Source organism: Parafrankia sp. EUN1f (assembly GCF_000177675.1).
GTDB lineage: Bacteria > Actinomycetota > Actinomycetes > Frankiales > Frankiaceae > Parafrankia.
In genome coordinates this window covers 43289-67153 of the sequence record NZ_ADGX01000004.1, presented here as the reverse complement: position 1 = coordinate 67153, position 23865 = coordinate 43289, and the positions used below count along the sequence as shown (strand labels likewise).

The 23865-nt window shown below is 65.2% G+C and carries 34 protein-coding genes and 1 pseudogene; 27 read left to right on the top strand and 8 right to left on the bottom strand.

Annotated elements, in window-relative coordinates; all coding sequences use genetic code 11:
• Window positions 1-895: 895 nt before the first annotated feature.
• The 25 genes and pseudogenes from FREUN1FDRAFT_RS01925 (at window position 896) to FREUN1FDRAFT_RS01815 (ending at window position 17850) form a co-directional block, all read left to right on the top strand.
• Window positions 896-3160, top strand: a complete 2265-nt coding sequence (locus FREUN1FDRAFT_RS01925) for an arylsulfatase (protein WP_369809767.1) — start codon at window positions 896-898, stop codon at window positions 3158-3160.
• Window positions 3161-3389: 229 nt separating this feature from the next.
• Window positions 3390-4391, top strand: coding sequence for a pirin family protein (locus tag FREUN1FDRAFT_RS01920; RefSeq protein ID WP_035948763.1), 1002 nt, complete (start codon window positions 3390-3392; stop codon window positions 4389-4391).
• 207 nt (window positions 4392-4598) lie between these two features.
• Complete coding sequence (locus tag FREUN1FDRAFT_RS43375) at window positions 4599-4997, top strand: hypothetical protein (RefSeq protein WP_006538241.1); 399 nt, start codon at window positions 4599-4601, stop codon at window positions 4995-4997.
• A gap of 547 nt (window positions 4998-5544) precedes the next feature.
• Window positions 5545-5814, top strand: a complete 270-nt coding sequence (locus FREUN1FDRAFT_RS43365) for a hypothetical protein (RefSeq protein WP_006538239.1) — start codon at window positions 5545-5547, stop codon at window positions 5812-5814.
• A 307-nt stretch (window positions 5815-6121) separates the two neighbouring features.
• Window positions 6122-6949: a PD-(D/E)XK nuclease family protein gene (locus FREUN1FDRAFT_RS01915; RefSeq protein ID WP_006538238.1), complete on the top strand. Its 828-nt coding sequence runs from the start codon at window positions 6122-6124 to the stop codon at window positions 6947-6949.
• Between the two features lie 26 nt (window positions 6950-6975).
• Complete coding sequence (locus tag FREUN1FDRAFT_RS01910; protein WP_006538237.1) at window positions 6976-7413, top strand: hypothetical protein; 438 nt, start codon at window positions 6976-6978, stop codon at window positions 7411-7413.
• Window positions 7414-7419: 6 nt separating this feature from the next.
• Complete coding sequence (locus tag FREUN1FDRAFT_RS01905) at window positions 7420-8187, top strand: AAA family ATPase (RefSeq protein ID WP_006538236.1); 768 nt, start codon at window positions 7420-7422, stop codon at window positions 8185-8187.
• Window positions 8184-8669, top strand: a complete 486-nt coding sequence (locus FREUN1FDRAFT_RS40915) for a Recombination endonuclease VII (protein ID WP_006538235.1) — start codon at window positions 8184-8186, stop codon at window positions 8667-8669. The genes FREUN1FDRAFT_RS01905 and FREUN1FDRAFT_RS40915 overlap by 4 nt, the downstream gene beginning before the upstream one ends.
• 326 nt (window positions 8670-8995) lie before the next feature.
• Window positions 8996-9202, top strand: a complete 207-nt coding sequence (locus FREUN1FDRAFT_RS01890; RefSeq protein WP_006538233.1) for a hypothetical protein — start codon at window positions 8996-8998, stop codon at window positions 9200-9202.
• Between the two features lie 174 nt (window positions 9203-9376).
• Entirely contained in the window at window positions 9377-9748 is a 372-nt protein-coding gene (locus FREUN1FDRAFT_RS01880; protein ID WP_006538231.1) for a hypothetical protein, read from the top strand.
• A 15-nt stretch (window positions 9749-9763) separates the two neighbouring features.
• Window positions 9764-9946, top strand: coding sequence for a hypothetical protein (locus tag FREUN1FDRAFT_RS01875; RefSeq protein WP_006538230.1), 183 nt, complete (start codon window positions 9764-9766; stop codon window positions 9944-9946).
• A gap of 74 nt (window positions 9947-10020) precedes the next feature.
• A pseudogene (locus FREUN1FDRAFT_RS47850) lies at window positions 10021-10128 on the top strand (CHC2 zinc finger domain-containing protein); the annotation flags it as partial.
• Window positions 10129-10186: 58 nt separating this feature from the next.
• The gene (locus FREUN1FDRAFT_RS39380; RefSeq protein ID WP_006538229.1) at window positions 10187-10825 is read left to right on the top strand and encodes a hypothetical protein; all 639 of its coding nucleotides are present in this window, start codon (window positions 10187-10189) and stop codon (window positions 10823-10825) included.
• Window positions 10815-10982, top strand: a complete 168-nt coding sequence (locus tag FREUN1FDRAFT_RS43360) for a hypothetical protein (RefSeq protein WP_006538228.1) — start codon at window positions 10815-10817, stop codon at window positions 10980-10982. The genes FREUN1FDRAFT_RS39380 and FREUN1FDRAFT_RS43360 overlap by 11 nt, the downstream gene beginning before the upstream one ends.
• Window positions 10983-11087: 105 nt before the next feature.
• Window positions 11088-11729: an RNA ligase family protein gene (locus FREUN1FDRAFT_RS01860; RefSeq protein WP_006538227.1), complete on the top strand. Its 642-nt coding sequence runs from the start codon at window positions 11088-11090 to the stop codon at window positions 11727-11729.
• Window positions 11722-12540: a hypothetical protein gene (locus FREUN1FDRAFT_RS01855; protein WP_006538226.1), complete on the top strand. Its 819-nt coding sequence runs from the start codon at window positions 11722-11724 to the stop codon at window positions 12538-12540. Before FREUN1FDRAFT_RS01860 ends, FREUN1FDRAFT_RS01855 begins: the two co-directional genes overlap by 8 nt.
• Before the next feature lie 9 nt (window positions 12541-12549).
• The gene (locus FREUN1FDRAFT_RS01850) at window positions 12550-13329 is read left to right on the top strand and encodes a hypothetical protein (protein WP_157474201.1); all 780 of its coding nucleotides are present in this window, start codon (window positions 12550-12552) and stop codon (window positions 13327-13329) included.
• Window positions 13326-15431: a ribonucleoside-triphosphate reductase, adenosylcobalamin-dependent gene (nrdJ, locus tag FREUN1FDRAFT_RS01845; RefSeq protein ID WP_006538224.1), complete on the top strand. Its 2106-nt coding sequence runs from the start codon at window positions 13326-13328 to the stop codon at window positions 15429-15431. Before FREUN1FDRAFT_RS01850 ends, nrdJ begins: the two co-directional genes overlap by 4 nt.
• Window positions 15432-15468: 37 nt before the next feature.
• Complete coding sequence (thyX, locus tag FREUN1FDRAFT_RS01840; protein WP_050795707.1) at window positions 15469-16149, top strand: FAD-dependent thymidylate synthase; 681 nt, start codon at window positions 15469-15471, stop codon at window positions 16147-16149.
• A 10-nt stretch (window positions 16150-16159) separates the two neighbouring features.
• The gene (locus tag FREUN1FDRAFT_RS43355) at window positions 16160-16363 is read left to right on the top strand and encodes a hypothetical protein (RefSeq protein WP_157474200.1); all 204 of its coding nucleotides are present in this window, start codon (window positions 16160-16162) and stop codon (window positions 16361-16363) included.
• Entirely contained in the window at window positions 16360-16743 is a 384-nt protein-coding gene (locus FREUN1FDRAFT_RS40905; protein ID WP_006538221.1) for an SLOG family protein, read from the top strand. Before FREUN1FDRAFT_RS43355 ends, FREUN1FDRAFT_RS40905 begins: the two co-directional genes overlap by 4 nt.
• Window positions 16740-16991 (top strand): hypothetical protein, encoded by a 252-nt coding sequence (locus tag FREUN1FDRAFT_RS01830; protein WP_006538220.1) that lies wholly within the window; start codon window positions 16740-16742, stop codon window positions 16989-16991. Before FREUN1FDRAFT_RS40905 ends, FREUN1FDRAFT_RS01830 begins: the two co-directional genes overlap by 4 nt.
• On the top strand, window positions 16988-17236 hold the full coding sequence (locus tag FREUN1FDRAFT_RS01825) for a hypothetical protein (RefSeq protein WP_006538219.1): 249 nt from the start codon (window positions 16988-16990) through the stop codon (window positions 17234-17236). Before FREUN1FDRAFT_RS01830 ends, FREUN1FDRAFT_RS01825 begins: the two co-directional genes overlap by 4 nt.
• Window positions 17226-17453, top strand: coding sequence for a hypothetical protein (locus FREUN1FDRAFT_RS01820; RefSeq protein WP_006538218.1), 228 nt, complete (start codon window positions 17226-17228; stop codon window positions 17451-17453). The genes FREUN1FDRAFT_RS01825 and FREUN1FDRAFT_RS01820 overlap by 11 nt, the downstream gene beginning before the upstream one ends.
• The gene (locus tag FREUN1FDRAFT_RS01815) at window positions 17440-17850 is read left to right on the top strand and encodes a deaminase (protein WP_006538217.1); all 411 of its coding nucleotides are present in this window, start codon (window positions 17440-17442) and stop codon (window positions 17848-17850) included. Before FREUN1FDRAFT_RS01820 ends, FREUN1FDRAFT_RS01815 begins: the two co-directional genes overlap by 14 nt.
• A gap of 81 nt (window positions 17851-17931) precedes the next feature.
• On the opposite strand, the gene FREUN1FDRAFT_RS43350 is transcribed toward FREUN1FDRAFT_RS01815, so the two are convergent.
• The 3 genes from FREUN1FDRAFT_RS43350 to FREUN1FDRAFT_RS01805 all read right to left on the bottom strand — a co-directional run bounded on the left by FREUN1FDRAFT_RS43350 (window position 17932) and on the right by FREUN1FDRAFT_RS01805 (window position 18999).
• Window positions 17932-18165 carry a hypothetical protein gene (locus FREUN1FDRAFT_RS43350; protein WP_006538216.1) on the bottom strand — a complete coding sequence of 78 codons (234 nt, stop codon included), beginning with the start codon at window positions 18163-18165 and terminating at the stop codon, window positions 17932-17934.
• A 191-nt stretch (window positions 18166-18356) separates the two neighbouring features.
• Window positions 18357-18557, bottom strand: a complete 201-nt coding sequence (locus tag FREUN1FDRAFT_RS01810; RefSeq protein WP_006538215.1) for a hypothetical protein — start codon at window positions 18555-18557, stop codon at window positions 18357-18359.
• A gap of 181 nt (window positions 18558-18738) precedes the next feature.
• Window positions 18739-18999, bottom strand: coding sequence for a hypothetical protein (locus tag FREUN1FDRAFT_RS01805; protein WP_006538213.1), 261 nt, complete (start codon window positions 18997-18999; stop codon window positions 18739-18741).
• A 258-nt stretch (window positions 19000-19257) separates the two neighbouring features.
• On the opposite strand from FREUN1FDRAFT_RS01805, the gene FREUN1FDRAFT_RS40895 reads away from it, so the two are divergent.
• A complete protein-coding gene (locus tag FREUN1FDRAFT_RS40895) occupies window positions 19258-20439 on the top strand; it encodes a helix-turn-helix domain-containing protein (RefSeq protein WP_006538212.1) in 1182 nt (393 codons plus the stop codon).
• Between the two features lie 62 nt (window positions 20440-20501).
• Here FREUN1FDRAFT_RS40895 and FREUN1FDRAFT_RS45765 read toward each other — a convergent pair whose 3' ends face one another.
• Together FREUN1FDRAFT_RS45765 and FREUN1FDRAFT_RS01790 are read right to left on the bottom strand one after the other, a co-directional pair.
• Complete coding sequence (locus FREUN1FDRAFT_RS45765) at window positions 20502-20912, bottom strand: C40 family peptidase (protein WP_232294997.1); 411 nt, start codon at window positions 20910-20912, stop codon at window positions 20502-20504.
• Between the two features lie 289 nt (window positions 20913-21201).
• Window positions 21202-21435 (bottom strand): hypothetical protein, encoded by a 234-nt coding sequence (locus FREUN1FDRAFT_RS01790; protein ID WP_006538210.1) that lies wholly within the window; start codon window positions 21433-21435, stop codon window positions 21202-21204.
• 77 nt (window positions 21436-21512) lie between these two features.
• Here FREUN1FDRAFT_RS01790 and FREUN1FDRAFT_RS01785 point away from each other — a divergent pair, with 77 nt between their 5' ends.
• The gene (locus tag FREUN1FDRAFT_RS01785; protein ID WP_006538209.1) at window positions 21513-22187 is read left to right on the top strand and encodes a hypothetical protein; all 675 of its coding nucleotides are present in this window, start codon (window positions 21513-21515) and stop codon (window positions 22185-22187) included.
• 39 nt (window positions 22188-22226) lie between these two features.
• Here the strand turns inward: FREUN1FDRAFT_RS01785 and FREUN1FDRAFT_RS44875 are convergent, their stop codons facing one another.
• The 3 genes from FREUN1FDRAFT_RS44875 to FREUN1FDRAFT_RS01770 are packed head-to-tail and all read right to left on the bottom strand — an operon-like array spanning window position 22227 to window position 23864.
• On the bottom strand, window positions 22227-23018 hold the full coding sequence (locus FREUN1FDRAFT_RS44875; protein ID WP_006538208.1) for a peptidoglycan-binding protein: 792 nt from the start codon (window positions 23016-23018) through the stop codon (window positions 22227-22229).
• Window positions 23019-23022: 4 nt separating this feature from the next.
• Window positions 23023-23283 (bottom strand): hypothetical protein, encoded by a 261-nt coding sequence (locus tag FREUN1FDRAFT_RS01775; protein WP_157474199.1) that lies wholly within the window; start codon window positions 23281-23283, stop codon window positions 23023-23025.
• Window positions 23280-23864 (bottom strand): hypothetical protein, encoded by a 585-nt coding sequence (locus FREUN1FDRAFT_RS01770; protein WP_006538207.1) that lies wholly within the window; start codon window positions 23862-23864, stop codon window positions 23280-23282. The genes FREUN1FDRAFT_RS01775 and FREUN1FDRAFT_RS01770 overlap by 4 nt, the downstream gene beginning before the upstream one ends.
• Window position 23865 lies beyond the last annotated feature (1 nt).

The following is a 23865-nucleotide window of genomic DNA, read 5'->3' as shown; positions in this document are numbered from 1 at the left end:
GCCTGTCGCAGATTGACCCCGATCAAGATCGCTGGTGGGCGGGGAGGCTCGCACCCCACGAACACGGCCGAACCTCCGAGAGCCCGAGAGCCCGGTGGCCCCGGTAGCCCCGGTGGCCCGGCTTGGAGAGTCGCAAGAGTGAAGACTTTTGGTCGTTCCGACGACCAAAAGCCTCGCTCCTTGCGGGTCGCCAGGCGACCCGCACCCCTTTTACCCATCTTGAGGTGAGTTGCCGGTGCTACGCGGCGGTGCGGGATCCTCGATGGGTGGCCTCGAGCCACTGCCACTGCCACTGCCACTGCCGAGCAATCTGAGGATCATGACGGTAGGGAGCGTGTAGCGGAATCCCGAGAAGCGACCGAGTAACTCATCGACTACCACAGGTGACAGGTCAGACTTCTCCCTCCCCGGATCAATCGGCCCGCTTGACAGGCCACTTGTCTACCAAGATAGTGGTAAACGTGATCGAGGTGACGTCGTCCGCGCGGTGCACGGTGGAGCATTTTCACGTCACCGGCTGTCTGTGTCGTCCCTGACACCGGCTCGCTGATTCTCCAGCGAGACCAATCCGCCCAGTGCGGATCTTCTTTCTCAGCTAAGTAGGCGTTTTCCTGCGCGGGCGGGCACCTCACGTCACGTGGAGATCTGGCGCGCCATTTTCCGCCCGCATCGCATCGCAGACTGCGTACCCGACGAAACGAGGAACAGCCGTATGTCCGATCAGGCCCCGGGTGAGAACGCCAGGCCGGACGCGCAGTCCACGAATGCGGAAGCGGGCACGGACGCGGGCCTGCAGCCCGCGGGCACGGGCACGGGCACGCCTGCGGCGACGCCGGTCGGCACGCCGCGGCGCCGCGATCCGTATGCCAACTTCCCGGGCCGGATCGGACGCACGATGGGCCAGTCGGAGCCGGCCTGGGCACCGCGGGAGACACCCGCGCCCGGGGCACCCAACATCGTCGTGGTGCTCGTCGACGATCTGGGCTACAGCGACATCGGCCCGTTCGGCTCGGAGATTCCCACCCCCGTGCTGGACCGGCTCGCCGAGCGCGGGGTGCGGCTGACGAACTACCACACCATGCCGCTGTGCTCGCCGGCCCGAGCCGCCCTGCTCACCGGCCTGAATCCGCACCGTGTGGGCTATTCGCTGGTTGCCAACGCCGACCCCGGCTTCCCGGGCTACGGCATGGAGATCGCCGACGACATCCCCACCCTGGCAGAGATTCTCCACGACGGCGGGTATGCCACCTACGCGGTCGGCAAGTGGCACCTGACGAGGGATTCCGCCTCGAACGCCGCCGACGACCGGCGCAACTGGCCGCTGCAGAAGGGCTTCGAGCGCTACTACGGCGTCCTCGAAGGGCTGACCAGCCTGTTTCACCCGCATCAGCTGGTCCGGGACAACAGCCCGCTCGACATCGACGAGCTGCCGGACGACTACTACTACACCGACGCGATCACCGACGAGGCGATCTCGATGGTGAAGTCGCTGCGGGCGCACGACCCGGACAAGCCTTTCTTCCTTTACCTCGCGCACAACGCGGTTCACGGCCCGTTGCAGGCGAAGGCGGAGGATCTCGAACGGCACCGCGGCCGGTACGCCGACGGCTGGGACGAACTGCGGGAGAGCCGGTTCGGCCGGCAGCTCGACGCCGGTCTGTTCCCGCCGGGCACCCGACTGCCACGCCGCAACTTCGAGGCCGGATTCGAGGTCGGCGCATGGGCTGACCTCTCCCCGGAAGAACAGCGCCTGTACGCCCGGTACATGGAGGTGTACGCCGCGATGGTCGACAATGTCGACCAGAACCTCGGCCGCCTGGTGGACACCCTGGAAGCCCTCGGGGAGCTGGACAACACCATCATCCTGTTCACCTCGGACAACGGCGGGACCGGCGAAGGCGGCCCGGAGGGCACCCGCAGCTACTTCAGCCGTTTCGTTCACTACCCGCTGCTTCCCGCCGACTGGAATCCCGACGTCGAGCGCGAGATCGATCTCATTGGTGGGCCGCAGAGCCTGGTGCACTATCCCCGCGGCTGGGGAATGGCGTCGAACACCCCGTTCCGGCTTTACAAGGGCCAGACCCACGCCGGCGGGGTGCGGGTTCCCTTCGTGCTTTCCTGGCCGGCCGGCCTGCGTCGGACCGGGGAGGACGACGGCATCCGGGCGCAGTACCAGTACGTCACCGACATCGCGCCCACGCTGCTCGAGCTGGCCGGGGTGAAACGGCCTGAACAGCGCCACGGGCAGGTCGTCCAGGAACTCGACGGGGTCAGTTTCGTACCCGTTCTGACAGACCAGAACACGGGCAGCACCCACAGTGAACAGTACTGTGAGATGACCGGTAACCGCAGTTACTACCGGGATGGCTGGAAGCTGGTCACCCTGCACCGGTTCGGCACGCCGTACGACGACGGTGAATGGGCGTTGTACAACCTGGCCGCGGATCCGACCGAGATCGACGACATCTCCGCCGAGCACCCCGATGTCGTCAGGGCGCTGGCGGCCGCCTGGGAGGACGCCGCCTGGCGCAACGGCGTCTTCCCGCTCACCGACGCGAGCGGCGGCCTGGCCATCCGCAACCCGGCCGAGGAGCGCCTGCGCCGCCCGGTCACCCTGCTGGCCGGCACGCCGGAGCTTGAGCGGTACCGGTCCGCCAAACTGATCACGTTCCGGTCCTTCGACATCGACATCGACCTGACCTGGCACGCCACGGACGACACGGGTGTGCTCGTCTCGCACGGTGACCAGGGAGGCGGTTACAGCGTCTACGTGGAGGACGGCCGGCTTCACCTCGCCTACAACGAGTACGGCACGCTGCACGAGGTGGACGCCGGGCCGCTGGATGAGGGTGTGCATGCCGTTCGCATCGCGGTGGCGGCGCAGGCGGGCCTGCGCTGGGAGTGGCGGGTCCTCGTCGACGGAGTCGAGACGGCGCGGCTCGCCAGCGTCCACCAGCTGATCGGCATGGCGCCGTTCCAGGGGATCAGCGTCGGCGTGGACCGCCGCTCCCCGGTCTCCTGGCCCGTCCACGAGCGGCACCGGACGTTCCGCTACACCGGCCAGCTGCGCAGCGTGACCTACACCTCCGGTGAGCCGGGTCCGGACGATCTCGAGACACTCGTCCGGGTGATGCGGGAGGCCGCGGCCGCGTTCGAGTAGGCGCCGGCGACCGCGCGCAGGGCTCAGGGCTCAGGGCTCAGGGCTCAGGGCTCAGGATCCTTCCGATCTCGGATCCGGCACCGGAACTGGTGGAACACGGGCATCGTCGCAATAGGTTGTGCAGTGAACCTTTTCCATCTCACGGTTGTCGGGCACTGTTGCTACAGCTCGTGACCGACGACGGAAAAGGCTCGGTTCAGATGCTGGCCGACCAGGGTGACGGTGCGCTGTGAGCAATGTGGAAACGGTTTCCGCCGAGATCCGGTGCCGGGCCGACGAGCACTCGGGGCAGGTCGTGGAGATCATCTCCCCGCACGACGTCCCGCTTGGCGGAGCCGACGCGATGACGGTGCGGCGCACCCTGCCCCGCCACAGCCGCTCGATGATCGGCGCCTGGTGCTTTGTCGACCACTACGGTCCGCATGACGTCTCGGCGGGCGGCGGCATGGATGTGCCGCCGCATCCGCACACCGGGCTGCAGACGGTGAGCTGGCTGTTCGCCGGAGCCCTGGAGCACCGCGACAGCCTGGGGACCCACGCGTTCGTCCGCCCCGGCGAGGTGAACCTGATGACGGGCGGGCACGGCATCTGCCATTCCGAGGTGACCGCCCCGGGGACGACGATCCTGCACGGGGTGCAGCTCTGGGTCGCGCTGCCCGACGCGCACCGCGACGCCCCCCGCGACTTCCAGCACCACGTTCCGCCGGTCGTGGACCTCGACGGCGCGACGGCACGGGTCTTCCTGGGCGAGCTCGCCGGCGAGCGGTCACCGGTACGCACGTTCTCGCCGCTTCTCGGCGCCGAGCTCGTGCTCCCACCGCATTCCCGGCTGACGTTGCCCGTCAGCCCCGGCTACGAGCACGGCGTCCTGGTGGACACCGGTGACGTCGAGGTGACCGCGGGCGCCGACGCGGGCACGGGCGCGGGTGGACAGCGGGTCGCGGCTGGCGAGCTGGGGTACCTCGCCGCGGGTGCGGCGAGCCTGACATTGGGCAACCCCGGCAGCGACCCGGCACGGGTCGTACTGATCGGTGGGGAACCCTTCAACGAGGACATCGTCATGTGGTGGAACTTCATCGCTCGTAGTCATGACGAGATCGTGGCGTTTCACGCGGAGTGGCAGGCCCAATCGGACCGGTTTGGGCAGGTCAGGGGCTATGTAGGCGGCCCAGCGTGGCTGCCTGCGCCACCCCTGCCTGAGACCCGGATCAAGCCTCGTACCAGGCCCTGACCCGTCGAGCCGGTCAGCGCTTCCGCTGACGTGATCTTAGGGGGCGCGACCGGTCCATGTCACTCCCCGTATAGATCACGACCGTGTGACGTGGCGCACACAAAAGGGGACTTTGGCACCGATCATGCGGCGCGCTACCCTCGACACATGCCAGCCTTGCCGAAGCTGCCCACGGACGCGATACTCCGCGCACACCGTCGAGCCGGCATGACGATTGCCGAAATTGCCGAAAAGTACGACGTCAGTCGGGGTGCGGTGAACAAACGCCTTGCAGCCATGGGCGAGACGGCACCACGGGCGCAGGTTCTCCCCTGGCGAATGAAGATGGACCACCAACACGTCTACGCCGCAACAATGCTCCGCGAGTATTCCAAGCGCCTCCGGGGGCAGAAATTGGATGCGCGGATAAATCAGGCGGTCGACGCCTGGCTAGAAGATTTGCGAGATGGCGACCTGGTGGTCTATTACCACCCCGATGTCCCGCCGAATCCCGCGTCGCCGCAGCGAGGCGGATTCGCCTACGTTTCGCGTGGGCCCGGTGAGGATTTGGTCAGGATGCCTCCAAAGAAGCTCCGCTCACGGAGCGCATCACGTCAGGTCGCCTAAGCATCATTTCTCCGGTCCCGGCAGGGTGCCGCCAAACGTCGTTGCGGGCACCCTGAAGGTGTAGTTTGATATCTCTTGTCAGCGGGAACGCCCACAGACAGGAGAGATCGAAAATGCCGGAGGCGCCCTGCGCGGGACAGTGGGATTTGATGTTTGACCCCTCCCGGGAGGCGGAGGCCATCGCCCTGTGCAACTCGGGATGCTTCGCCTTCGAGGCCTGCCGAAGAGTCGGAGCCACCGAGGAATATGGCGTATGGGGCGGAGAGCCTGCCGGAGGCGCGCCCGTTAGCCGCCTGCGGCCCCTGCGTGCACGGGCCGTGGACCTTCTGCGCTCCGGCCTGCGGAATGTTGATGTAGCCCGCGAAACCGGCCTGTCGTCTAGGACCGTCGAGCGCATCCGGGCGGAACTGCGGAGCGCAGCCTAGCTACGCCGCAGAGCGCTAATGCATAGCGTGTTTGTGTATCCGTTGTTCTAAGGCCATATGCCTTACCCCTGCCCCGGGCTAGCGTTACACAGCCAACTCAAAGGGACCGCCGGGGGTTTTCCATGCGCGACATGCCGGAACTGATCGACGGCGTCGAAGGCATCTGGGAACTGTGCCGAGACGGGGCCTTCTGTGTCCTGCGCTATCTCGACGACCTACCACGGCATTTTGTTCGGGCAATCCTGACCATGGTGCCGGTGGGGCTCGAAGCGGTACTCAAAGAATCTTCCGACGGGTTCGTCATCCGGACCTATCTTGACCCGGAGGCATTGCGATCAGCGCAAACACCAACCCCTACGGTCGCCCCTGCCGAATCTGCCATGAGCCGATAGCACCCACAGGGCGCCCCGGGCGGCCCCGTACCGCCCATCCGCAGTGCACAGAGAAACCCACATCCGTCGAGGCGGTACCGACCGCCCCGGCAGGAGCCTGTGAGGTTTGCGGCAACGACCTGGAGACGAGCAAGGGCGCCGTACGGCGCCGATGGCACGACCAGTGCCGACCCGGCAGTGAGGCCAGGCAGTACGCCACCTGCGGCGGATGTGACGCCCGGTGGACCGGGCTAGCCCGATGCCACTGTGCCACCTGTCATCAGACCTTCGAGGGGATCACCGGCTTTGACGCCCACCGGGTAAGGGGGTGCACGTCACCGAGGAACGCACGATCATCACGCGGTCGTACTCACAGCTCAGTGAGTGGGCGCAGTGCGGCCTGAAATACCGGCTACATCGCATTGACCGCGTCGAGCGCCTACCGGCGCCGTGGCTCGCCACCGGCCTAGCCTTTCACCGCACCGTCGAGCTGTACGAGACATCCGGCGGCATGCCCCCTGACGCTGCCGTTGACGTCTTCATTGCCGAGTTCGACCGCGAGTTGCTGGCCATCGAACAGCGCACCACCTACCCGCGTCACCTCTGGCTCTACGGTGGCCGCGGTGGCGTCGAGGCGGACATTGAGCGCAGGCGCGCACAGGGCCCGGACATGATCAGGGCCTACATCGACGCGACCCTGACCAGCCCCGTCGAGGTCTACGAACTCCCGGACGGCTCACCGGCCGTCGAGGTGCCGTTCGTCCTGCCCCTGTGGGAGACGGAAACCGCCGTCGTCCGCCTGGTCGGTGCGGTTGACCTGGTCTACGTCACGCGGGCGGGCAGCGTCCGCGTCCGCGATCACAAGACCGGGGCCAAAGAACCAGTTGGCAACCGGCAGCTGGGAATCTACGGCTTAGCCGTCGAAGCCCTCTTCGGTGAGGTCGTGACCGAAGGTGACTACTACATGGCAAAGAAGGGAGCCGCCACACCACCCATCCCGCTGTCCGGCTACACGCCGGAGGTCATGCACGCCGAGTTTCAGGCGCTCGAAACCGCACTCGCCGAAGGTGTCTTTCTTGCGAACCCTGGCGAGCATTGCCGCGCCTGTGACGTCAAAATGCACTGTCCGATCTTCCAAATGAAAGGGCCGACCTGACCGACAGCTATAAGGTTCAACTCAGCATGTCCGACCGCGGACCCATGCTGACCATCCGGGCGGACACGCCCGAGGAACTCCGCGCGCTCTCGGAGGCGGTCACCTCTGCGGAGGTTGCAACCGCCCTGGCAGGCGCAAACGAGATGTACAAGGCGACCCTGTTGTTGGGCCCCCTGATCAACCCGCAGGCGCCCGTGGGCGCCCCGCAGGCACAGCCGCAGGCACAGACGTACCCGGCCCAGCAGCAGGCGCCGCAGGCGCCTTCGGGCCGGCAGATCTTCCGCCCGGACAACCCCGCCTACGCCGAGCATGCCGCCCGCTTCCCCGCTGGTGCGCTCCACTGCAACATGCACGGGCCCCGGTCGATCGCGACCGGCGTCAGCTCGAAGAACGGCCAGGCGTACGTGCAGGGCATCTGTCCGCAGGGCTCCGGCTGCTCCCCGGTCTACCCGCCTCGACGGTAGGCGTCCGTGCCGGTAACGGCGCTCCGGGGCCTGCGGACGTCAGGGACGGCGGGCACTCCGGTGCCTGCCGTTTTCCCGGCCCTCACAGCCTCTGGGCTCACCCTGCGGCTAGGCCAGATGGTGTTGGTGGCGTCAGCCCCCAACGTCGGCAAAAGCCCGTTCGCGCTCAACCTGGTGTTCGCGTCGAGGCTGCGCACCCTGTATTTCAGCGCGGACACCGACGCCTACACCCAGTATTGCCGCCTGGTCGCGCTGCACTCCGGCCTGGCCCTCGAAGACATCGCGCGAGAGCCGCACGGATACCGCCAATACCTAGGTGCGGACGCAATCCAATGGCACTACGATGCAAATCCCAGCACAGAGGACATCGACGATGAACTTCTAGCCTACGCCCAGATTTGGGGAGCCTGGCCGGAAATCATCGTGGTCGACAACCTTTCCAACATCTACACCGGCGAGGCGGAACGATGGTCAGCCCTCGAAAAAGGTCTCGACTACCTGCACGACTTGGCCCGGAAAACCGGCGCGCTGATCATCGTCCTGCACCACGTGACCGGCGAGTTTGAAACCGGAACAGACCCTGTGCCGCTGTCCGGCCTTCGAGGGAAGGTCTCGAAGGTCCCTGAGCAGGTGCTGACCCTGTGGCGTGCCGGGGACGAACTGTTTCCAAAAATGGGCGTGGCGATCGTGAAGAACCGGGGAGGTAAAGCCGACCCATCAGGCCGATATCAGGCGTTCCTTAGCTGGGATTTGAGGACGGGGAGGCTGACATGAGCGCCGGAGAGAAGGCCTGCACGAGGTGTAAGAAGCGGAAGAAGGGCGCCGAGTTCCATCGAAACGCGAGAAACCCTGACGGCCTCCAGACCTACTGCCAGGAATGTGCGCGAGAACTGCGCCGCAAGATTCCATCCTGGCGTAAATACGGCCTCACGGATCACGATTTCGAGACCATTCTAGCCTGGCAAGGGTATAGCTGCGCCGTCTGCCAACTAGACCTGTCGGATGTTACCGGGCGGGGGCGCGGTGTCGATCACGACCACGCATGCCATCCCCTGGCGAGCGGTTGCGGAATCTGCGTCCGGGGGATTCTCTGCCGCGACTGCAACGTGATCGAGGGGTACTACAGGCCAGATTCTGGACTAGCCATCCCACAGATCGACGCCTACAGATCTACCCACGCTGACCGCATCGCGCAGGGAATCCGCCTCACAGACTGGATCGAGCAACAGAACCCCCCGGAGAGGCTAGCCGCATGACGTCGCCTGAGATGGTCTCTTTCGTCGAGATGATCGCCCCCGCCGAGTGGGACCTTCGCGGAATCATGGAACGCGAAGGGGTCCGCCTCGCCAGGGCAGCCGAACTCGCCATGATGCGAGACGGCCACACCACCGCACCGGAAGTGCACCGGGACGGTTGTTACATCTGCGAAGACCCGGAATTCGCGCAGATGGGAATGCCTCTCTGTAAGCCGTGCCCCCGGTGTGTCTCGAAGGGTGAGGCGGGAGGCGGGCACGTTCCGGCCGACGACACCGTCTGTACGGACTGCGGAACCGACATCGAATTTGAGTAGAAGGGGAGGCTCATGCCTCGAATCATTGACAACGAAACCATCACCGTCGAGTTCACCCGTGACGAACTCCGATTCCTGCTGCGCCTCACCTCGAAGGCCTACGGTCGGGATTGGCTCAGCAGGGCCGACGACGCCACCGCGATCCGGATCGTCGACGAACTTGACCCGCTCGGACGGCTCACAGGCGGCATCGACCTTCACGCGGCCGACCTTGGCTGACATCCGTGTCGACCGGGTAGTCACGACCACCCTGGTTCTTTCCCAGGATGAGGCTGTGTGGATCGCTCAGGCCCTGGCCGCAGCAGCGCAGAACGGCGCGTGGCGAACCCCGGAGCCGGCGGCATTCGCGGTCGCCATGTCACAGCGCCTGATGACTGAGCTGGTACCGGCCACGTGAGCCACCCGAGCAAGATTCGCGGCACCCGATGGGAGTCCGCGGTCCGGGACTACCTGCGAGAGAACTTCCGGGACTTCGGGGCTGCCAGGCCGGAGGACATCGAACGCAACGGGGATGTGCATGGGCGCCTCGATCAGGGTGACATTCGCGGCGTTACCGGTTTCGTCATCGAATGCAAAGACGAAGAGAAGATCAGGCTTGCCGGTTATATGGCGGAGGCCAAGAGGGAGCGCGAGAACGCTAATACGCGCTATTACGCTGCCGTCGTCAAGGCTCGACGGAAGACCGTCGAACAAGCCTATGTAGTGATGGAACTCGACCAATTCCGCGAGATCGTGAGAGATCTACGCGGCTACCACGTCAGCTAAGGGAAGGAAACCGTCATGGCTCGACTCTCCTATCAGTCGCCTCCGCCCGTCGAGGGAATTCTGTTCGACATCGGGGACAGTATCTCTCGTGACGAACTGAAGCGACTTGTCGACGAGGCGCCCCCCGGCGCGGTCCTCCGCTTCCGCCAGGCTGCCGCCAGCGAGTATCACGACTTCGAGCTGCACATTGAGCGGTGAGCGATAAGCCCGACATTCGGGCAGTCCTCGAATTTTACGACGGGACAGTACCGGAGCGCGGGGGGTGGGCGAAAATGAAATGCCCGTTCCATGAGGATCGTCTACCCTCCGCCTCCGTCAACCTCACCGAGAACGCATTCAAATGCCACTCAGGATGTGTGAAGGGCGACGCCTACAACCTGGTGATGTGGAGGGAGGGACTCGATTTCCCTAGTGCCAGACGCTTCATACAGGAGGTCGTTGGAGCAGGCGTGCCAGACCTACCAGGAGGCGCTACGGGCAGAACCCCTGGTTCACGAATACTTGACGCTCCGGGGGATCACCGGGGACAGCGCACAATTTTTCAGGCTGGGATTCGTCGCCGAGCCCTTGACGGGTCATGAGGACGTCCGGGGCCGCCTGGCAATCCCCTACGTGACACCAACCGGTGTTGTTGGTTTCAAGTTCCGGGCGATGCCTGGCCTGAGTGCCACAGACACGCCGAAGTACCGGGGCCTGCCCGGGGCGGCACCGCGGCTTTACAACGCCGGAACCCTGGCCTACGCCGCTGGCACGGTGGCGATCGTCGAAGGCGAGCTAGACGCCATTGTTACACAGCAGGAAACCGGCATCCCAGCCGTTGGGATTCCCGGGGTCGATACCTGGAAGGCGTACATGGCCCGATGCTTCGCAGGCCTCGACGTCTACCTGATTCCCGACCACGACCCGGTCAACCCGCGAAGCGGTGAACGGCCAGGCGAGAAACTGGTGAAAACCCTCACGGAGGCAATCAGCGGCCTGGTCGTGGTCCGCCTCCCGGAAGAGAAGGACGATCCGACAACGTTCGTGCTCCGCGAAGGCGGCGAGGCACTCTGCGAAAGGCTAGGCATTGGAATCTGACGCCGCCACGGCGGAGCTGCACCGGGCAGCGAACCTGATCACACGGCCTGGTGAGCCTGCCTTCGAGAGCCTTTACGACACGGCGCAGGACATCGCAGGGTACGGCGCGATCCTCGCCCTGGTCTTGTCCGGGGAGTGGCCAGGCGTCGAGCCGTGACCGCCTTTCTCATCGTCTCAGCAGTGATGATCGCGTTCTTCGGGGGAATCGCGATAGCAGGAACCTACCTCGACGCGCAAGACCAAAAGCGAAGGAGAGCAGTACGTGAGCAGTGGCCCCGATTCCTTTCCGGCCTGGCCGAAGACCCCCCGCCTTTTCCGCGAGATGGTGATCACGGAGAAGATTGACGGCACCAACGCCCTGGTCAGTATCTGCGCCATGGGCGCATCCGAGCCCGAAGACGAGGGACGCACGCATTGGGAGACGGTGACCAACTCGGCGTTCACTTCCCGTGACGGGGTTCTCTGGGAAGTGCGGGCAGGCTCGCGGAAGCGCTGGATCACTCCGGAGAACGACAACTACGGGTTCGCCGCGTGGGCCCTGGCCAACGCCTTCGAGCTGTCCAAGCTGGGATCGGGCAACCACTACGGCGAATGGTGGGGCAAGGGCATCCAGCGAGGCTACGGCCTCGACGAACGCCGATTCTCCCTGTTCAACGTCGGCCGGTGGTCCGGCGAGACGCTGCCCGCCTGCGTCGGCCTGGTGCCCGTGCTCGACAGCGGCGGCACCTTCGACACCGGCGTCATCGACGACGCCCTGTGGGACCTGGAATCCACGGGTAGCCGGGCAGTCCCCGGATACAACCGGCCCGAGGGAATCATCGTCTACCACGCTGCGAGTCACCACCTTTTCAAGGTGCTGATCGAGAACGACAGTCAGCCGAAGGTAATTCGCCAGATTGCCTAGGTGGCGCACCATCCTGTGCTGGCCTGACACACACGTCCCTGACCAGCACACAGCCGCTGTCGAGAACCTGACCGCGTTCGCGGCAGAGTTCAACCCCGATCGACTTCTGATTCTCGGCGATTTTCTCGACATGAAAGGCCCGGCCCGTTGGAGCCGGGGCCTGGCAGAGGAATACCAGACAGACCTACAGGCAGACTGTGACACCGGGGTAAAAATCCTCGAAAACATCCGCGCGGGTTATGGTGGGCCGATCGATTTCGTCGAGGGCAACCACGAAGCGCGGATACGCCGCTACCTGGCCCAGTACGCGCCCGCCCTTCGGGAACTCCGCTCCTTGCAGCTCGAAGCCCTGCTGAACTTCGAAGACCTCGAAATCTCCTACCGGCATCAGCCCTACAGGCTCGGTGACGGTTGGGTGGCGATCCACGGCGACAAGATAGCCGCCTACGGGGGCGGGTCGGCTTTGAAGATGGTTCGCCAGTTCGGCGCATCGGTCGTGCAGGGCCACACACACCGCCTGGCGGTCGTCACCGAGTCCCGGGGCTACCGGGACCGTCAGCAGTCCCTGACTGGCATGGAATGCGGCCACCTGTCCGACCTGAGTAAGGCCAGTTACGTCGGATTTGGTAGCGCCAACTGGCAACTCGGCTTCGGCTTGCTGCACCTCGACGACACCGGCCGGTCAGCGCCGGAAGTATATCCGATCCACCCTGACGGCTCAATCCTGGTTCAGGGCGTCGAATATCCGGCGCCTGACTTTTCCGAGTTCGACCGACTGATTGGGGTTGAAAATGACGGTCACGCTAGCTGAGCGGAAACGGTGGTCCGCCTATTTCTTCCTCCGTCTGATTCAGGGCAGGCCCGTTTACACGGGCACGGTCAGCCCGGAGGAACGCGCCCGACGCAGGGCGAAGGGGAAGGCGCAGCGCGCCGCGCGTCGAGCAGGAAGGCGCGCGTGATCACCCTCGACTCGCCGGAGTACCTCGACGCCCGCACCTGGTCATCGGCCACGGAAGAGAACCTGTTGCGCCGCCTGAACTACACGCCGCCCGTCGAGGCGGACGAATGGACTGCCTACTACGGGCCGAAGGCTGCCGCCCTAGGTGTCGTGTTCGCCAGGGCGAACCCCGGCGTGGTCAGCGCGGACGACGTGGCGCAGACCGTCATGGCCTACCTGTGGGAGCACCGCGACCGGATCGATTGGGACGACACCAACCTGATCAACGTCATCATGCGTCGAGCTGCCGAACGGTACTGCTCCGGCGAACGGCGGCAGCGTCTCATGAGAACCGACCGGTGGGTGTACCTCCCTGATCACGTCCGGGCGTTGCTGCCGGTGTTCTTCGAAGACGTCACCAGGTGGTCAGACGCGCCGATCCCCGAAGGGGGCGAGTCGGTCATCCCCGGCAACGGGCAGGGCGAAGCCCTGGCAGGTGTCCTCGACATCGCCCGTGTCTGGCCGCGCCTGTCCGACTCCAACCGTCGGGCCCTGGTCGCCCGACACCTCGAAGGCGGGGAATTCGGCGACAAGGCAGCACAGCGAAGGCATCAGCGCGCGGTTGACGCGCTCACCGAACTGCTGAACAGGAGCCAGATTTGAGCGACCCGAAATGGGGGCCCACCGGGCCGGAGGTCTACAGGAGAACCTACAGCCGACCGTTGCCGACCGGCGGACATGAAGACTGGGAGGCCACCGTTTCCCGCGTCGTAACGGGAAACCTGATGCTCGTCTACGGCGAGCCTGAGAAGTGGCCCCGGGAGATCCGGCAAGAGGCGGATAGGATCCACAGCCTGATCTACACCTTCAAGATTCTTCCGGCAGGTCGGCATCTGAAAATGTCCGGGGTTCCGGGCCGGCAGTATCTTTTCAACTGCCATGTGTCCGGATGGGTCAGCGATCTCGCCGAGCATTTCGTGTTTACGTATCTTCGCTTGGCTGAAGGCGGGGGCGTAGGGGCAAACTACTCCAGCCGCTTTACCTGCCGATACAGCATCGTGTCGCCCGTTGAGGTTCACGTTGTGTGCAACGACGCGCATCCTGACTATGCGGAGCTGCGAGACGGTGGCCTTCTGTCTACGGTCTTCACGGCGGACGCCGTGGCAGATGTCGACGTGGAGGACTCCCGGGAGGGATGGGCGGACGCGCTAGCGCTCGTCCTCCGCCGAGCTGAGCTAAACCACCACCTTGCCGGGGGCCAGGCCGGTCCCATCGTCGTGGACGTCTCCCGCATCCGCTTCCGCGGGGCGCCCATTAAGGCGTTCGGTGGCACGGCCTCCGGGCCGGCACCGCTGGCGCGAATGCTTCTACGCACGGCCGAAATCTTGTCGGGCTGCGCCGTGGAGGGCTTCGGCGCCATTGAACCTCTGGACGCGATGGAGATTGACCAGGCGATAGCCGAATGTGTTGTGAGCGGCAACGTCCGGCGCTCCGCGCGCATGTCCATCGTTCACTGGCAAGACCCACACATTCGCGAGTTCATCGCCTGCAAGAGCGATCCGGGGGCGCACTGGACCACGAATATATCCGTCGAGATCGACGACGATTTTGTGGCTGCGGTGAATGACGACTTCCACCCTCGACGGATCGAAGCTATGGCCGTCCTGGAACAGGTCGTTACCGGCATGCTGACCAACGGTGAGCCGGGGCTCTGGAATTCCTCCCTGTCCGCCCATGGCGAGGTAGGCGAAGTGATCGCCACCAACCCTTGCGGGGAAATCGCGCTCGAAGCGTGGGAAAACTGCAATTTGGGCCATGTCAACCTTGACGCGTTCGTCGACAAACAGGGGTTCTACGACCACGCGGCGTGCCTCGAAGCGCACCGGCTCATGACCCGATTCCTGATCAGGGCGACGTTCGGTGACATCACCTCGAAGGCGCAGGCCGAAGTGGTGGCACGTAACCGGCGAATCGGTGTCGGGCACTTCGGCGCCCAGGGCTGGTTGGTCAAGCGAGGCATTCGCTACTCGAAATCCTGGCAGGACTACCCGACACGGCACTTCCTTCGGGCAATGCAGGACACGGTACGGGCCGAGGCACGTGAATACGCCTTCGCCCTGCGAATCCCGGAGCCCGTCAAATGCACCACCGTGGCACCCACGGGAACCGTGGCGAAACTGCCCGGACGCAGCGAAGGGTGGCATCCCATCTACGCCCGGGAATTCGTCAGGCGCATCCGCTACGGCCTCGACGACCCCCGGGAGGCTGCGGAAGTCGAGGCGCTGCACGACGCCGGCCACACCGTCGAGCCGTGCATCTACAGCCCCCGAACGCTGGTCGTTTCCATCCCAACCCGTGACCCCCTGGTCGCCGAAGTCATCGCCGCAGGCGGTGACCCGTCCATCGTCGAGGCGGCGAACGAAATCAGCCTGCATGACATGCTCTCCGTGCAGGCCATGGTTCAGGAATGTTTCGCCGATAACGCAGTGAGTTTCACGGTTAACGTCGAGCCGGACCGCGAGCAGGGCATCGCGCTTGCCCTTGGACATTCCAACGTACTGCCAGCCCCGGACCGTGTCCGCGAATTCATCGACACCATGGCGCCTGCCCTTCGGAGTTTGAAGGGCACAACGGTCATGCTCGACGGTTCGCGGGCGCAGGCGCCCTACGAACGGATCACGGCGGAAGAGTACGAGGCTGCCACGTTCAAGGCTGTGGATGACGGTTTCGATGAGAATTGCGCCTCCGGCGCCTGCCCGATCTGAGAGGGACGGTTTGAAAGCTACGATCATCGCTCACACCGTGGTCACGCCCGGATTCTTCGAGGCGGTACGAGCCGAAGGCCTGCGCACACTGGCGAGCCTTCCGGACGCTCACCTACTGACGGAGTTCGCCGGACGCGAGTGTTACCAGTCCTGGACCAATCCGGCAGGGCGCACGAACCATGGGTACATCGGCCACCTGATCGACCAGGGCCATGAAAGCGTCTTCGAGCACGCGACAGTGACGTTCCGGCTGACATCGGTCAGCCGTTCCCTTCTCACCGAACTGACCAGGCACAGACATCTGTCGTTCTCCGTCCAGTCTCAGCGATATGTAGACGAGTCGGAAGCGTTCGTGATCGTTCCGCCCGATCTTCGGGATATCGAAGACAGGGAGGTTCTTGTAATCCTGAACGACGCAGCCCGGGGCGCACTGGATTCCTACGAGACGATCGTTGATCGCCTCACCGTCGAGCATGGATGGACCCGGAAAAAGGCGCGGTCAGCCGCGCGGGCTGTCCTGCCGAACATGACCGAAACAAGGATCGTTGTCACAGGAAACCATCGTTCCTGGCGTGAGGTCATCCGAAAGCGCGCCGCGCCCGGGGCCGACCGTGAGATCAGGGACCTTGCCGGAATGCTGCTGCGTGAACTCCGCGCCATCGCCCCGGCTCTCTACCAGGACATGACCGACAACGACAATGGGGGCGGAAATGCTTGACTGGAGAGGCGTGCCGATCGAAATCGGTTCCCGGATTCTCTGGTCGGGCGGCTACTACCCATCGCCCCGACTCGGCAAGGTCATCGGCATTAAGGGTGGCCGAATTTCCGCACAGGCGGACGTTGCCGGCGACGAGCGGAACCCGGGGCGTACCAACGGCCTATTCCCGTTCCGGGTTACCGTCATTGACCGCCTGCCAGGCGAGACGGATTGAGAGTCCTTGTAACCGGCTCCCGCGACATCGTCACCGGGAGCATCGTCTATCGGGCCCTCTTCGAAGAGCATGCGACCGCACCAACACCCCTAACCCTGGTCGTGGGTGACTGCCCCACCGGGGCGGATTTCCTCGCTCGGCATTGGGCGGAGGCGGTGACCCGTCTCGGCTCGAAGGTCCACGTCGAGGTTTTCACGGCCGACTGGGACACCCGTGGAAGGGCCGCAGGGCCGGAGCGCAACGCCCGGATGGTCGCCAGCGGGGCGGATATCTGTCTCGCCTTCTACAAGCGTGGTGCGGGCAACCGCGGCACCTCGAACTGTGTACGTCTTGCCCGCGCGGCGGGCATCCCCGTTACCGAATCTTGGGAGTCTGTATGAAGCTCGAATACACCAACCTGCCCGACGGCCCCGACCACAGCGAAGGCGTCGAGGGCCTGGCCGACGGTGTGAAGTTCTGCGCGCTGCTCACGCGCCATGGGGACGTCATCGTCATGACCGGCTCGACGGAGAGCTACGGCGGATGGGTCTACCGCGCGGCGCTGCCGGAAGGCACGACGTTCATGGGCGCCGTGCGCCTGGCCCTCGTCGAATGGCGGAACACCACCCGCGCCGCGGTGGCCGTGTGACCACGGACGACCAGGTGACCGACTGGAGAGGCTCGCCGATCGTCGGGGGCTCCCTGGTCATCTACCCGGGGCGGCAGGGCTCCGCCCAGTGGATCACGGAGGCAAGGGTTGTCGAGGTCGGGCCGAAGGCAACCCGCGTGCTCAGGCTGCGGCAGTACCTCTACCGGCTTCGCACCGTCGAGCCGAAGGAAGTCACGGTAGCCACGGAGAACCTGACCGTCGTTGGGGTCGCCGATGCTGTGTGACGCCCGCGGCGTCGAGCTGAGACCAGGGCTCGAAGCCATCTATGCCATGCCGACCGGCATCAGCGCTGCATACATGCTCAGGGTGTCGATCGTCGAGGTCGGGGCCAAGACCACAAAAATCATGATCCTCGACGAACCGACCGACGGATGGGCCACCTACCAGGCAGGCGAGATCAGGCGCGCCTATCCGTCGAGGTTGGCCGTTGCCGTCGCCTGACCGGCCGGACTGGGATACCTACTTCCTCGACATCGCACGGGCGGTTGCCGCCCGGGGCGACTGCACCCGCCGGCAGGTTGGCGCGGTGCTGGTCAAGGGCTCCCGCGTCCGCTCGACGGGGTACAACGGCACGGCGCCAGGGCGGCCCGGATGTCTGGCGGGCGCCTGCCCGCGCGGGCGGAAGACCACAGTCGAGGTGCCTGCCGGCAGCCCGTATGACGACTGCATCGCCACCCATGCGGAGGCGAACGCGCTGTTGTACGCGGACGGTCGGCAGGACACGGAAGGCTCGACGCTGTACCTCACCACCGAGCCGTGCGCCTGGTGCCAGAAGCTGATCCGTGCTGCCGGTGTGGCGCAGGTCGTCTGGCCCGGATGTCGGATCATCGCCCCATGAGAAAAGGCGGCCCTTCGGGGCCGCCTTTTTTCGTTTGGGGTCACGGCTCGCCCTGCGGCAACCATTGCCGCAGTATGCGGCCTATTTGGTGAAGCTGAATTTTGACACGCTCATGCGCGCCGTGGCCTTCGGCGCGTGGCGTTTAATCTCGTAAATGGAGTCCCGGCCCTCGTTGAGAATTGTCACGCAACAGGCCGAATGCTGTTCTAGCGTCGCTTCGGCGATCGCCCTTAAGGTGAGTCCCTCCACGGAACTCGGCGGTAGGAAATGCTCGACAGGTCTTTCGTTGTCGCGCTCAACGACGACGTACAGCACTGCTCGCCCGTCAGTCGAGGTCGTGGAGACAGTCAGCGACCCGCTGCAACGCAACGAGATCAACCCTGCCGATATCGAATACCTCTATCTCAGGATGGGGGATCGTCGTTGGAGCACGGACCGGTAGGCCGCTGGCCGTACGAGGAACGGGCACCCCTTCGGCCCCGGTCGGACTGTCCTGGCGCATCCGACTACCGTTCGCCGTCACGGGTGACCGTCTCGGTAAGGCCGTAGCTGTCAGAGAGGATCTCGACGCGGGTCACGGTCGGGTCTTCCGCCAGGGCCCGACGGACGACGTCCGGCAGGTCGACATCCCGCGTCGTCCGCCAGGCGGGGACGTAGAAGATGGCCCCGGCCGTGCCGGGGGCGCCCACGATGTTCAGGTAGGGCATGGCACGCCGCCTGTGTCGGCCAGGGGTTCGCCGTTGGCGTCGAGGATGCGGACCCGCGCAGCCCGGGGTAGTGAGCTGACTAGGCGGCTTGCTAGTGCCGGCAGGTCTGCGTGGCGGAGCACGTCAGAGCTGACCATCGTCGACGTCGGCTCTCGACTGTCCAGGTACGTCAGGATGACCATCATGGGCGGTCCGGTGCCGCCGGCATGGCGTGCCTTCCGAGGAAGGCGCGTTCGCGGCGTACCGCGCTTCCGGCGATGGGCTTCTCTCTGGTCATGATCCGAGAGCCTGCGTCGTCTGTCAGCTCGACGGAGCGCACCCCGGGCTCCGATATGGCTTCGGCGACGAGTTTCTCAATGCCCATGGCCATGACTTGCGGCCAGGCAAGGAAGGTGATCTCTGGTCTACCCTCCGACCCCCTGCTCACGCGCACGTACGGCACCCGTCACCCTCCCCGCTGTAGGGCCCCCGGGCACACCGGCGTCGGCGGCGGCAGTGTGCCCAGGGGTGTCTAGGTGGGCGCACCGATCGCACGTTGCTTCCCCAAGCTCCGGTGCGCCCTGATCAGACCCTGACAGGCCACCAAGCGTGACGGAACGGCCACACGGTCCCCTTGCTGCCGAGACCACTTGGCGCAACTAGGCCATGGCGCCCTACCTCGTGCGGGCGTGCGTACCCTTGTTATTGGAGAGGGGATCCCATGGATGACGTCGGCACACGACTTGCGCAAGTCCGCAGACGACGGAACATGACCCAGGAAGAGCTAGCGGAGCGGTCCGGCGTCAGCGCGGATGTCATCCGCAGGCTTGAGCAGGGCCGGCGGAGCGGCGCTCAGCTGCGCACGCTCGGCGCGCTTGCTCGCGCGCTGGACGTGAGAACGTCCGACCTGCTCAGTCAGGATACGGAACTCGATCATTTCGACAATGGCGACACGGCTACCTTGCTCGACGTCCGACGAATCCTCTTTCCCGCGTTCGGGACGGACGGAATACCGGACGGAGCCCCTTCAACGACAGAAGATCTACAGGTGCGAATTGACCGTGTACGGGCAGGGTACGACAGCGGCGACTACCATGTGACCCTCGCTGACCTGACGGAACTACTTCCGGCCGTAGAGCGTCACGTACGAGACAATCCGTCGTCCGAAGCGTCACGGATAGCGGCTCTCGCCTATCGAACCCTTTCGGGGGTTTTGATCCAAATCCGCCATGACGATCTGGCTCGGGATGCGGTCCAGCGCTCCCTAATCCACGCGGAGCGCGCAAGTGATCCGGTGCTCTATGCTCGCTGCGGCGAGCATGCCCCATGGATCATGATCCTTCATGCTCGGTTCGCCGATGCGGCAACGTCGTCACTACATCTTGCCCAGATGATCGAACCTCCGATATCCAGCACCGACCGGGACCGGCTCGACGTCTACGGCCGGTTGTGCGTGCAGGCGTCAGCCGCCGCAAGCAGGGATGCCGACACTTCCACGGCCGAGGAGGCGGTATCGCTCGCCCGCGCGGTTGCCTACCGGCTGGGTGGCGACCTGGTTTACCGGAAGCGGTTCGGTCCGGCGCATATCGCCGTCGCCGAATCCGAAAATGCAATCGTGATGGGCGACCCCGAAACGGCGCTCCGCATCGGTCGTGCGGTCCAGCTACGGGGCACCCCCGGAAAGCGTCACCTACTGACCATGGCAGAGTCTCAGGTTGCTTTGAGGGACTACACGGGCGCGATGACAACCCTTGGCTCAGCGCGGTCACTCGCACCCGAGTGGCTGAAACACCAGCGTCTTGGTCGCCGAGTGGTCCGTGACCTGCTGGACGTTGTACCGGTCCGCACGGCCAGGGAGAACGGGCTAGCAGATCTCGCAACCGACATGGGGCTACGCCCGTAGAGGAGTCGCCCACATCTGGGCACAAAAAACGGGCACCCCCGAAGGGGTGCCCGTTCGTGTCTCTAGAACCGTCCAGCGTGCACGTTCGTCGACCAGATCTTTTGCAGCTGCACCGTCTTCCCCGGCCGTGGGGCCGCCCACATCGTCCCATCCCCGGCGTAGATGCCGACGTGGTAGATGGCGTTCGTCGAGCCGAAGAACACCAGGTCACCAGGCCTGATCTCCGACCAGGGGATTTTGGTGCTGGCGTCGTACTGCTGCTGTGTCGTCCGGGGCAGGGTCACACCGGCCAGGCCGAAGACGTACTGAACGAGCCCTGAGCAGTCGAACCCCCCGGGGCTCTCCCCGCCGTACACGTACGGCGTGCCCTCGAACTGGGCAACCAGGGCCAGAACCCGCGACGCCAGGCCGTCATCCGTGGACACGACCGGCTCAGGCTCGACAGTGGGTGCCGGTGCATTGTCGGTCGTCACAGGGGCCACATCGACGGCGGGTGCGGGTGGCTGGGTGGGGGCAGGATTTTCCGTCGGCTCAGGCTCAGGCTCGACGACGGGCGCCTTCGAAGGGCGCACCACCGGCACAGTCGGAGGCTCGACGTACACCGGGACCGTATCCGTGGTGGCGCCGACCTCGACGGCCAGGCGGACCGGCGGTGCCGGAACCGCGGCCTGAGCAGGTGACGCGGGAACCGCCGCCGTGGCGGCAAGGGTCATGCCGACAGCGGCCGTGCGAGACGGTCCGATCCGTGGGGGTGCCGAGTGCCTACCCGTCGCTATCACCGTCCTTCGAAAACGGGGAAACCTTCGTCCTGGCAAGCTCACCCAGCACGAAGACCACAACGCCGCCAACTGCGGCGAGCAGAGAGTCCGACACGGCGATGCCGTGCGAGATCAGGAACCCGGACACCCATGTGACCGCGGCGCCCACGGCGACGCTCACCCTGACCGGCTCACGCCGGACGTAGTCGAGCGCATAGTCATACAGGCTTCGCAGCATGGCATCTCCAAATTGGTATGGACGATCGATGGTGTACTTTGGTACCGTCGGCGAACGCCAACAGGGAGGTTGCAGAAATGGCCGCGATGATGACAGAGAAGATGTTCGAGGCGCTGCTTGTGGTCGCTCGCGGGTACGCACACACCCGCGAGCAGGTGTTCGGCACCATTCACCCTGACGCCCGCACCGAGTTCTACGCGGACAGCGGCTCACACAACCGCCTGCGTGGCGGGACCATGAACGCGCTCATTTCCCGGGGCCTGGTGACGCGGGTAGACGTCCGCACCATTGGCGCGTTGGAGGTCTCCACGCTGGCCCTGACGGACGCCGGATGGCAGGCCTTGGCGGGCGCCTACGGCGTCGAGGTGCGACCGGCGGACGACCGGCCGACGGTGGTGGTCCTGAGCGCACGCCAGGCGGGCGGGTACGACTGCGTGAACTGCGGAACCGATCTCACGACCCCCGGGACCGTGTCCCGGCCGGTCGGCTCCTCACCGGTTGGCCAGGTGTTCGCCTGCCTGCCCTGTAGCGGGGCGCAGGCTGCACCCGTCGAGGCGGTCACGCTGACCGAAGACGAGGCCTACGCGCTGACGGTCTTCGCCAGGCACGGCGTGGTGCGCCCGGCCATGTTCGACATCACCCGTGGCGCGCTCTTCGGGTTGGCCATGCTGCGCCTGGTCACCTTCGATGGCCGGGCGTGGCACGCCACAGATGCCGGCCGCGCGGCCCTGGCCGAAGTCGAGCCGGTGTGACCGGCCGAAGGGCGGCCCCGTCGAGGGCCGCCCTTGCCGTTACCGCAGGTACGAGTGTGTGACGGGCCCGAAAACGCCGTCAGGCTTCAAACCCCGGGACACCTGGAACGTCTTGACCGCCTCCGTGGTCTTCGCGCCGAAATCGCCATCCACAGTGATCCGCAACGTGTGGTGGATCAAACGCGCCTGTACCCAGTGCACGAACGAATACTTTCCCTGCACGGGGTCCTTAGCGCCTTCCCACAGGGTGTAGGCCATCGGGGGTTCGTCGTACGTGGCCCCCGTCGAGGCGGGGGCGACAGAGCCCCACTTCGAGGCGTCGATCAGGCCAGGGTCGCCGTGGTCGTTCCCGGGCACCTGCGAGTGCCCGAAGTGCCCGGACCTGCCCCACGCGCCACGCTGCCCGTTGTTCAGGCCGTAGCTCGACGGGTAGGCCTTCGGGCTGCCAGCGGGCCAGACGCGCGGCACACCCCAGCTGTCAAGCCAGGACAGAATCCGGTCAATCCCCACCATCGGCGAGTCCCGGAGCGGAGCACGCTCCGCCCTGCCAACCGCCTCGATCTGGATCACAACGCGGCCCTCACGGTTGCCCGAGACCAGGGCGCGCCCGCCGACGTTCGCGGGTAGGAGCTGGTACGTCTCGCCAGAGAACGGATCCCAGACGATGTGAGCGGGCCACTTCGCCATGTTGGCGCCGCGGGCAACCCCGCCGGCGGTACCTTGATCAGTCTCTGTGGAGTGCCACACGGCCACCGCGGGCCCGCCGAGCATGGCCAGGCCCTGTGACGACCGGTCGACACGCTGAGCACCAGGAAGCCAAAGATCTGCCATCGTGTTACCTCCGCCTCCGGCGCTGACGCCGTTCGATGGCGTCGAGCCGCTCAACCACCTGATCTAGGGTTTCCTGCATTCGCTCGACGCGATCCTTCATAGAACCGCCACCGTTGTTTTCGAGCTGACGGGTTCTGTCCTCGACACGGTCAACGAAATCGAAGAACCGTCGAGCGCCACGCCACAGCTTCCCGACCAGGGTGGCGATAGCGGCAACGGCCGTTGCCGCCGCCCCGGTCGTTAGCACAATCTCCAGAGTCGTCACGACCTGGTAACCCACGCATCAGACTGGAACCGGGAGAAAACCACCGAGCCGGATGCGCCACCCACACCCTGTGTCAGCTTGTACGTCTGCGTTCCCGCGCTCGACGCATACCACTTGAAATACAGGGACAGCTTTTGAATCGAGTTGCCATCCGACGTCCCACCTTCGGAAGGCACCGTTCGGACCGACGTGCCCGACGGCACCTCTAAACCGAGAGAGGCATAAATCGCCTGGCCTGCCGTGGCAGCCCGGACAGAACACGTAGCAAACACCTCGATAATTGACGGGCCCGTGGTCACGATCGCCGAAGAGTCGAGGTAGGTGCCCGACGTGCCCGACGCCTTCGTAACATCTGCGGCGAAATCGTAGGTGAACCTGGTAAGCGTCGCGTTGAACATCACCCAGGACGTTCCGTTGTACTTCATAACGGCGCCGGTGTTCGTCTCATAGATCAGAGTGCCCGTCGGGATACCCGTCGGGCGAGTCGTGGACGTGCAGGTGATGACCGTCTGATCACGCACGTACGTGTTCATGTCAGCCGCCGAGAGAATATCCCCGTTGGCCCACGTCTTCCGGGGCATG